Source organism: Lacinutrix venerupis (assembly GCF_003663945.1).
Lineage (GTDB): Bacteria > Bacteroidota > Bacteroidia > Flavobacteriales > Flavobacteriaceae > Lacinutrix > Lacinutrix venerupis.
The window spans coordinates 243,586-250,412 of the sequence record NZ_RCCH01000002.1; the positions used below are offsets into that span (position 1 = coordinate 243,586).

Here is a 6,827-nt window from a genome sequence, read left to right on the forward strand (position 1 = left end):
TTGATTAGTTTTTAACGTTCGCTAAAGTAATAAATTCAATGAGAACAAAAAAATCTTTTAAAATCACATTTTTTTAGGCTAAAATTTGCGAATTTAATAATTTGGAAGTTTTACGATAAATTAGATGTTTTTTATAAAAACAAAAAGACCTGCTCAAAAATGAACAGGTCTTTTTAATATTTGTTTTTAGCTTAAAGTTTTAATTTCTAACTTTATTCTTAAACTTATCAAATTCTCCTTCTTTAACCTCTTTTGGCCATGAATTATTTGATGTGTCTACATCTGCAGTTTCTTCTTTTGGATCTACAGTTACACTAACAATTTCTTTATTTGAAGCAATTGCTTTACTAACTTCCTTATCGTTTAACCTCCATATTTGGGCTGGATAAGTTTCTGTTTTACTTGTTCCATCTGCATAAGTATACTCAACAATAATTGGCATTACTAATCCTCCAGGCTTATTAAACGTTACGTTATAAAAGTATTTAGGCTCTTCCATTTTTGCACGCTCTTGAGCAGAGAAGTTATCCATTAAATATTCTTGTAAAGTTTTTGATTTATCTGAAACCTTTTCGCTTTTTGTTCCTGCTTCATGATCTTCACTTCCTTCTTCAACAAAATAAACTAAGTCTTCTTCACTTAATCCATAACGCTCTACAATTGCCTTTCCTTGCTTATTTGGTTTAGTAGAAACATAATATGCTTTAACATCTTTAACTCCTATATCAACATAATCTGTTGTGTAAAACCAACCTCTCCAGAACCAATCTAAATCGAATGCTGAAGCATCTTCCATTGTACGGAAAAAGTCTTCTGGAGTTGGGTGCTTAAACATCCAACGTTGAGAGTATTCTCTAAATGCATAGTCAAATAATTCTGGTCCCATTACAGTTTCTCTTAAAATATTTAAAGCTGTTCCTGGTTTACCGTATGCATTGTTACCAAATTGGTATGTGTTTAAGCCTTTTGTCATTATTGGTGCAATAAAGTTTTGATCACCACCCATATAACGTACAATATTTTTTGCTGGTCCACGACGTGAAGGATACGCTGTTTGCCCTTCAGATAGAGCATCTGGATACCATTTTCCAAAATCTTGTTCTGCTACATATTGCACAAATGTATTTAAACCTTCGTCCATCCATGTCCATTGGCGCTCATCACTATTTACAATCATTGGGAAAAAATTGTGTCCAACTTCATGAATAATTACAGACATCATACCAAACTTAGTACGGTCGTTATAATTACCATCTTTATCTGGACGACCATAATTCCAACAAATCATTGGGTATTCCATACCTTGTTGTTTTGCATGTACAGAAATAGCTTTATGATATGGATAATCGAAAGTCATTCTAGAATAAGATTTTAATGTACTTGCAACTGCTTTAGTAGACCAATCTTCCCATAATGGATTTCCTTCTTTAGGATACATAGAAACTGCCATTTTAGTAGATCCATTAATGTCTACCGCCATCATATCTAATATATAACGTCTTGATGTTGCAAACCCAAAATCGCGCACATTTTTAGCACTTAATTTCCATGTTTTTGTTTTTGTAGATTTTGTTTTTTCGGCAGCTTCTGCTTCTGCTTGAGTTACAATTAACACAGGTTCATCGAAAGATTTTTTAGCTTTTTCGTAACGCTTCATCATTTCTTTTGAGTACACTTCTTTTCTATTAGTAAGTACACCTGTTCCATCAAGAATATGATCTGCTGGCACTGTAATATTTACATCAAAATCACCAAAAGGTAATGCGAATTCATCACGTCCCCAAAATTGAGAATTTTGCCATCCTTCTACATCGTTATAAACAGCCATTCTTGGATAAAACTGTGCTATTACGTAGTTTCTATTATCATCTTCTTTAAAATACTCGTAACCAGATCTTCCTCTTCCATTAACATGATCATTAATGTTGTACCACCATTTTATTGAGAAAGAGAATTTTTCTCCAGAAGCTAATGGTTTAGGCATTTCAACACGCATCATTGTACGATTAATCATGTGTTTTAATGGCTTTCCATTTGTATCTTTTACTTCTTCAATATTAAAACCTCCATCGAAACCTTCTCCCATGTAATCGTTAGCATAGCTAGATACTTGTTTTGCTGGACCAATTCCACTACTTTCTATTAAAGGTGTTTTTGAGTCTCTGGCTCTCATATTTTGATCTAGTTGTACCCAAAGATAATTTAGTACGTCTGGAGAGTTATTAGTGTAAGTTATTGTTTCGAAACCTGATAATTTAGCATTAACATCGTCAAGTACTAAATCCATTTTGTAATCTGCCTGTTGTTGGTAGTATGCAGATCCGGGTGCTCCAGATGCAGCACGATACATGTTTGGCGTCGAAAACTCATCATAGAGTTGTTTAAATTTATTTTGATTAGTGTGCCCTTGTTGAGGCTCCTTTTTTTCTTGTTCTTGTTGTGCGAATACACCAACAGTAACAAAAAGTGCAGATAGCACGTAGTACTTAAAGTTGTTCATTTTGGTTGTTGTTTTTTCAGAATAAAGGCTGAAATTAACAAATTTTAAGATTTAAACATCTATTTTATTAGAAGTTTAACATTCCTATACTATTTTCGGGAATTAAAATGAAGGACTTGTGTTTAGCATTTATAAATGTTCTAACAATATTTTTTTGATCGCTAAACATATCATACAGTACGCTATTCTCTACGCTAAAGGACTTAATATTTTTAATATTTTCAATTTCTAAATAACATTGTACCACATCTCCATCATACTCTTTACCAATAAAATTTAATATCGATTCTTGTTCGTTTATAGTAATTTTAAATTTAGAGAGTAAATATTTCTCAATGTATTTATCTATCTGTGTTTCGTCATTATTACTTGCTAAAACTATTTCATTATCATAACGTTCTTTAAGAAGTCTTTCGAAATCATCTATAAAAATGCGAGTTATAATTTGTACAGATTGTTTTTCTTTAACGTATTCAATTTTTGTTATACTAACATAATACTTATGAGCACCAGTATAGGCTAATGACAATACTATGCTTAAAACTAGAAATATTTTAATAATTTTCATGGCTTGAGATTTCGTATACAAACTTACACAAAGAAGTCAAAAAGCGTTCCATCTTTTATACTTATTCTTTAGATTCTAAATTTTCTTTGTAAACTAAATATTTTTCTTTCATAAATTTTAAGGCTTCCAAATCGCTTATTGCACATCTAGTCTCAAAATTTTTATCTTCTGCACAGAAGTAGAAAAAATCTGCTCTGAGCTCTTTTTTTAATTCATTTTCTTTAAAAAAAGCTTCGGACAGTCTATTTTTTAAAGCATTCATAAATATTGTATTATCCTCAAGTGCCACTCGCTTTTTTAGTTCTTTAGTTCTTCCTGAAATACCATTTAAAATTGGGTTTAGAGGTATTCCGCCAGCTAAGACACCAAGTAACATAGACGGTTTAAACTCACCAGCTTCGGCTAATAATCTTTCACTTTTTCTCATTTTTTTTCCTGTGTAACCAGGAATTCCAACATCATAGAAATTTATTGGTCTCTTAGCATCAGAATTTAAAATATCTTTATTTAAATCTCCCGTTAAGGTAAAACCAATTACCGCTTCTGGCAACTCGTTAACATTAATTTCTAAAGCTACATTAAGCTCTTTATCTAAGATGTTTTTTGAAGTAACAATATGTGTATAAGGTTTATATTGAACGGAAGTAAATACTATTGTATCGTTTTTTAAAGCTTCAATTTTAAAGTACCCTTTTTCATTTGTTGTAGTATACTTTTTTTGACTTCTATTTATAACATGAATATTTTCTACCGTTTCTTCTCCAGTTACAATACCGTTTAAAGTTAGGTTTTGAGAAAAACCTATACTAGAAAATAAAAATAAAAGAAAACATATATTAGTTCTTTTCTTCATTTTTTAATGCTAAAAACACTTTACTCTTGGCATGTAAATATTCTATTAATTTTAATTCGTTTTTAGGCTCTAAAAGGCTACTATCAAACTGAGAATCTTCAACAAAAGCAATAAAAGCTTGAACTTTATCTTCTGGTATTTTATAATTTTCTATAAAATATGAATTTTCAAATGCTTGAGATAGATTTGAGATAGGCGTTTCTAACCTTGTATCCTTAGCTTTCTTTTTATCTTTATTTCTATTTTTAAATATCCAATTAGTTACTAATCCCAAAATTGCAACACCATTAGCCATATAACGTATGCGATCGTTTTGGCTTCCAACTGCTATATTATCTACTTTTGAGTGGTAATCATCTGGCATCTCAAAATTCTCAAAACTTTCAAAATTAAAAACTATAGGCTCAGACACTTTTGCATCTAAAGCATCAGTAGCAAGGTCTCCGGTTAAATCGTAAGGTAATAAAACAACTTCATCAAGTGTATTTATATATTCTTTTAAATAAACTTTTAAAACTTTAGTATCTATTACAGCATCAGTAATTTTTGTAGTAAAAGGAATAAGTTGAATAGATGAAATTTTAATTTCATCATTAAGAGCTACTTTTAATTTAAAATTTCCTAAAGAGTCAGTAATTGTTCCTTTGTTTGAAGATGTATTATAAATAGTGATATTTTCTAAATCCTCTAAGTCCACAATTATCTTTCCTTTAACTTCTATTCGAGAATCGTTTTGAGAAAAAAGAAATAATGTTGCAGTAAAAAAAAATAAAATAGATAGAGTATGTTTCATATAATTGGTTTTATACTTGTAAATAACGGTTTTCATTTCTTAATTTAAATTTAAAAGAGGTTTAAACTTTTGTTAAAGGTTTTCTATAGTCTATTATAATTAAATTGGTAATACATAAATTTACAACAAATAAATCATAATGAGAAGTATAATTATTGCAAGCACTTCTAAAGTTTTTGGAGGAGAAACCTTAGACTATATTTTAGAAGATTTAAAAAATCATTTTAAAAATACAGATGAAATATTGTTTATACCTTATGCTAGACCTGGCGGTATTTCTCATGAAGAATACACGCAAAAAGTAAAAGAACCTTTTAATTTAATTGATAAAAAAATAATAGGTATTCATGAATTTAAAAATCCTATTAAAGCCTTAAAAGAAGCTAAAGGCATTTACGTTGGAGGAGGAAACACCTTTGTTTTAGTAAATCAATTATATAAAAACAAGTGTATAAATACTTTAAAAGAAGTCGTTAATAATGGTATACCATATTTAGGCACAAGTGCCGGTAGTAATATTTGCGGATTAACAATGAGTACCACTAACGATATGCCTATAGTTTATCCACCAAGTTTTAAGACTTTAGGTTTTGTTCCATTTAATATAAATCCACACTATCTTGATCCTATTATTGGAAGCAAGCATATGGGAGAAACAAGAGAAACTCGAATTAAAGAATTTCATCAATTTAATACACAACCAGTAATTGGCTTAAGAGAAGGTAGCTATATTCAAGTTAAAGGCAATAATATTACTCTAAAAGGTAATTTAAAAGCTAGAATTTTTGAATACAAAAAAGAGCCGTATGAGATTGAAAGCAATACAAGCCTAAATATATTAAAATAAAAAAGCCTCATCTTTAAAAGATAAGGCTTCTTAGAGCGAGAGACCAGGTTCGAACTGGCGACATTCAGCTTGGAAGGCTGACGCTCTACCAACTGAGCTACTCTCGCATTTCCGGTGGCAAATATAATAATTAAAATAGTTTATCAAATAAAATTAATAAATATTATTATGTATTTCATCGAATATTTTTGGTTTTTACCGATATACAAAACTAAGAATGGTGGATTTTCGTAAAAACAATCAACATGATATATTTTTACAGAAAAATTCCTCAAAATGAAAAAAATCCTACTACTATTCACATTTCTATTAGCAACTAATTTATTTGCTCAAGTTAAGGTTGGTGAAAACCCTCAATCCATAAACCCAAACTCTATTCTTGAATTAGAAAGCACAGATAAAGTTTTAGTTGTAACAAGAATTTCTACAGCTCAGATGAACGCTCTAAATCCACTAAATGGAGCTATTATTTACAATACTGACGAAAATTGCTTATTCCAATATAATAACAACACATGGTCAAGTTTATGTGTTAATGTAATGGATAATGAAACTGTTACTTCATTAATAGATAATAATGATGGAACTATTAGTTATACAAGCGAAGATGGATCTACAACAACAATTATTAAGTCTAATCTTATAGATAATAATGATGGAACTTATACTTTTAACAATGGTAATGGCGCTCCTGTTACAATAGATATACCTTCACTAGAAACTTTAACATCAATTACTTTAAACCCAAACAATACCACTATTGACTATATAGATGAAGCAGGTACACTTACACAATTAAATCTTTCAAATATTGTGTCTAACTTAGAAACTGCTACAACTCTAGTTGATAATGGAGATGGTACAGTTACTTATACCAATGAAAACAATGTAACAACTACTGTTGGAATTGTTGGTCCTCAAGGTGAAACTGGTCCTCAAGGTGAAGTTGGCCCTCAAGGTCCACAAGGTCCTGCTGGATTAAATGGTGCGGATGGCGCTCAAGGTCCACAAGGTGAACAAGGTATTCAAGGTGAAGTTGGTCCTCAAGGTGAAGTTGGTCCTCAAGGAGAACAAGGTCCTGCTGGAATAAATGGTGCAGATGGTGCTCAAGGCCCACAAGGTGAACAAGGTATTCAAGGTGAAACTGGACCTCAAGGTGAAGTTGGTCCTCAAGGTCCTGCTGGAACAAATGGTGCAGATGGCGCTCAGGGTCCTCAAGGTGAGCAAGGTATTCAAGGTGAAACTGGACCTCAAGGTGAAGTTGGT

General features: G+C 31.0%; 5 protein-coding genes, 1 tRNA gene and 1 pseudogene. 2 read left to right on the plus strand and 5 right to left on the minus strand.

The window, feature by feature from the left end:
- Positions 1–199 precede the first annotated feature (199 nt).
- The 4 genes from CLV86_RS03850 to CLV86_RS03865 form a co-directional block, all read right to left on the minus strand.
- Positions 200–2,500: a M1 family metallopeptidase gene (locus CLV86_RS03850; protein WP_121049849.1), complete on the minus strand. Its 2,301-nt coding sequence runs from the start codon at positions 2,498–2,500 to the stop codon at positions 200–202.
- A gap of 67 nt (positions 2,501–2,567) precedes the next feature.
- The gene (locus tag CLV86_RS03855; protein ID WP_121049852.1) at positions 2,568–3,068 is read right to left on the minus strand and encodes a DUF6702 family protein; all 501 of its coding nucleotides are present in this window, start codon (positions 3,066–3,068) and stop codon (positions 2,568–2,570) included.
- A 61-nt stretch (positions 3,069–3,129) separates the two neighbouring features.
- Positions 3,130–3,921: a carboxypeptidase-like regulatory domain-containing protein gene (locus CLV86_RS03860; protein WP_121049855.1), complete on the minus strand. Its 792-nt coding sequence runs from the start codon at positions 3,919–3,921 to the stop codon at positions 3,130–3,132.
- Positions 3,905–4,714 carry a carboxypeptidase-like regulatory domain-containing protein gene (locus tag CLV86_RS03865; protein ID WP_076734033.1) on the minus strand — a complete coding sequence of 270 codons (810 nt, stop codon included), beginning with the start codon at positions 4,712–4,714 and terminating at the stop codon, positions 3,905–3,907. The genes CLV86_RS03860 and CLV86_RS03865 overlap by 17 nt, the downstream gene beginning before the upstream one ends.
- 139 nt (positions 4,715–4,853) lie before the next feature.
- On the opposite strand from CLV86_RS03865, the gene pepE reads away from it, so the two are divergent.
- Positions 4,854–5,561 (plus strand): dipeptidase PepE, encoded by a 708-nt coding sequence (gene pepE / locus CLV86_RS03870; protein WP_121049858.1) that lies wholly within the window; start codon positions 4,854–4,856, stop codon positions 5,559–5,561.
- A 34-nt stretch (positions 5,562–5,595) separates the two neighbouring features.
- Here the strand turns inward: pepE and CLV86_RS03875 are convergent.
- Positions 5,596–5,668 (minus strand) — tRNA-Gly (locus CLV86_RS03875).
- Between the two features lie 169 nt (positions 5,669–5,837).
- On the opposite strand from CLV86_RS03875, the pseudogene CLV86_RS14410 reads away from it, so the two are divergent.
- Positions 5,838–6,827: pseudogene (locus tag CLV86_RS14410) on the plus strand (hypothetical protein); the annotation flags it as partial.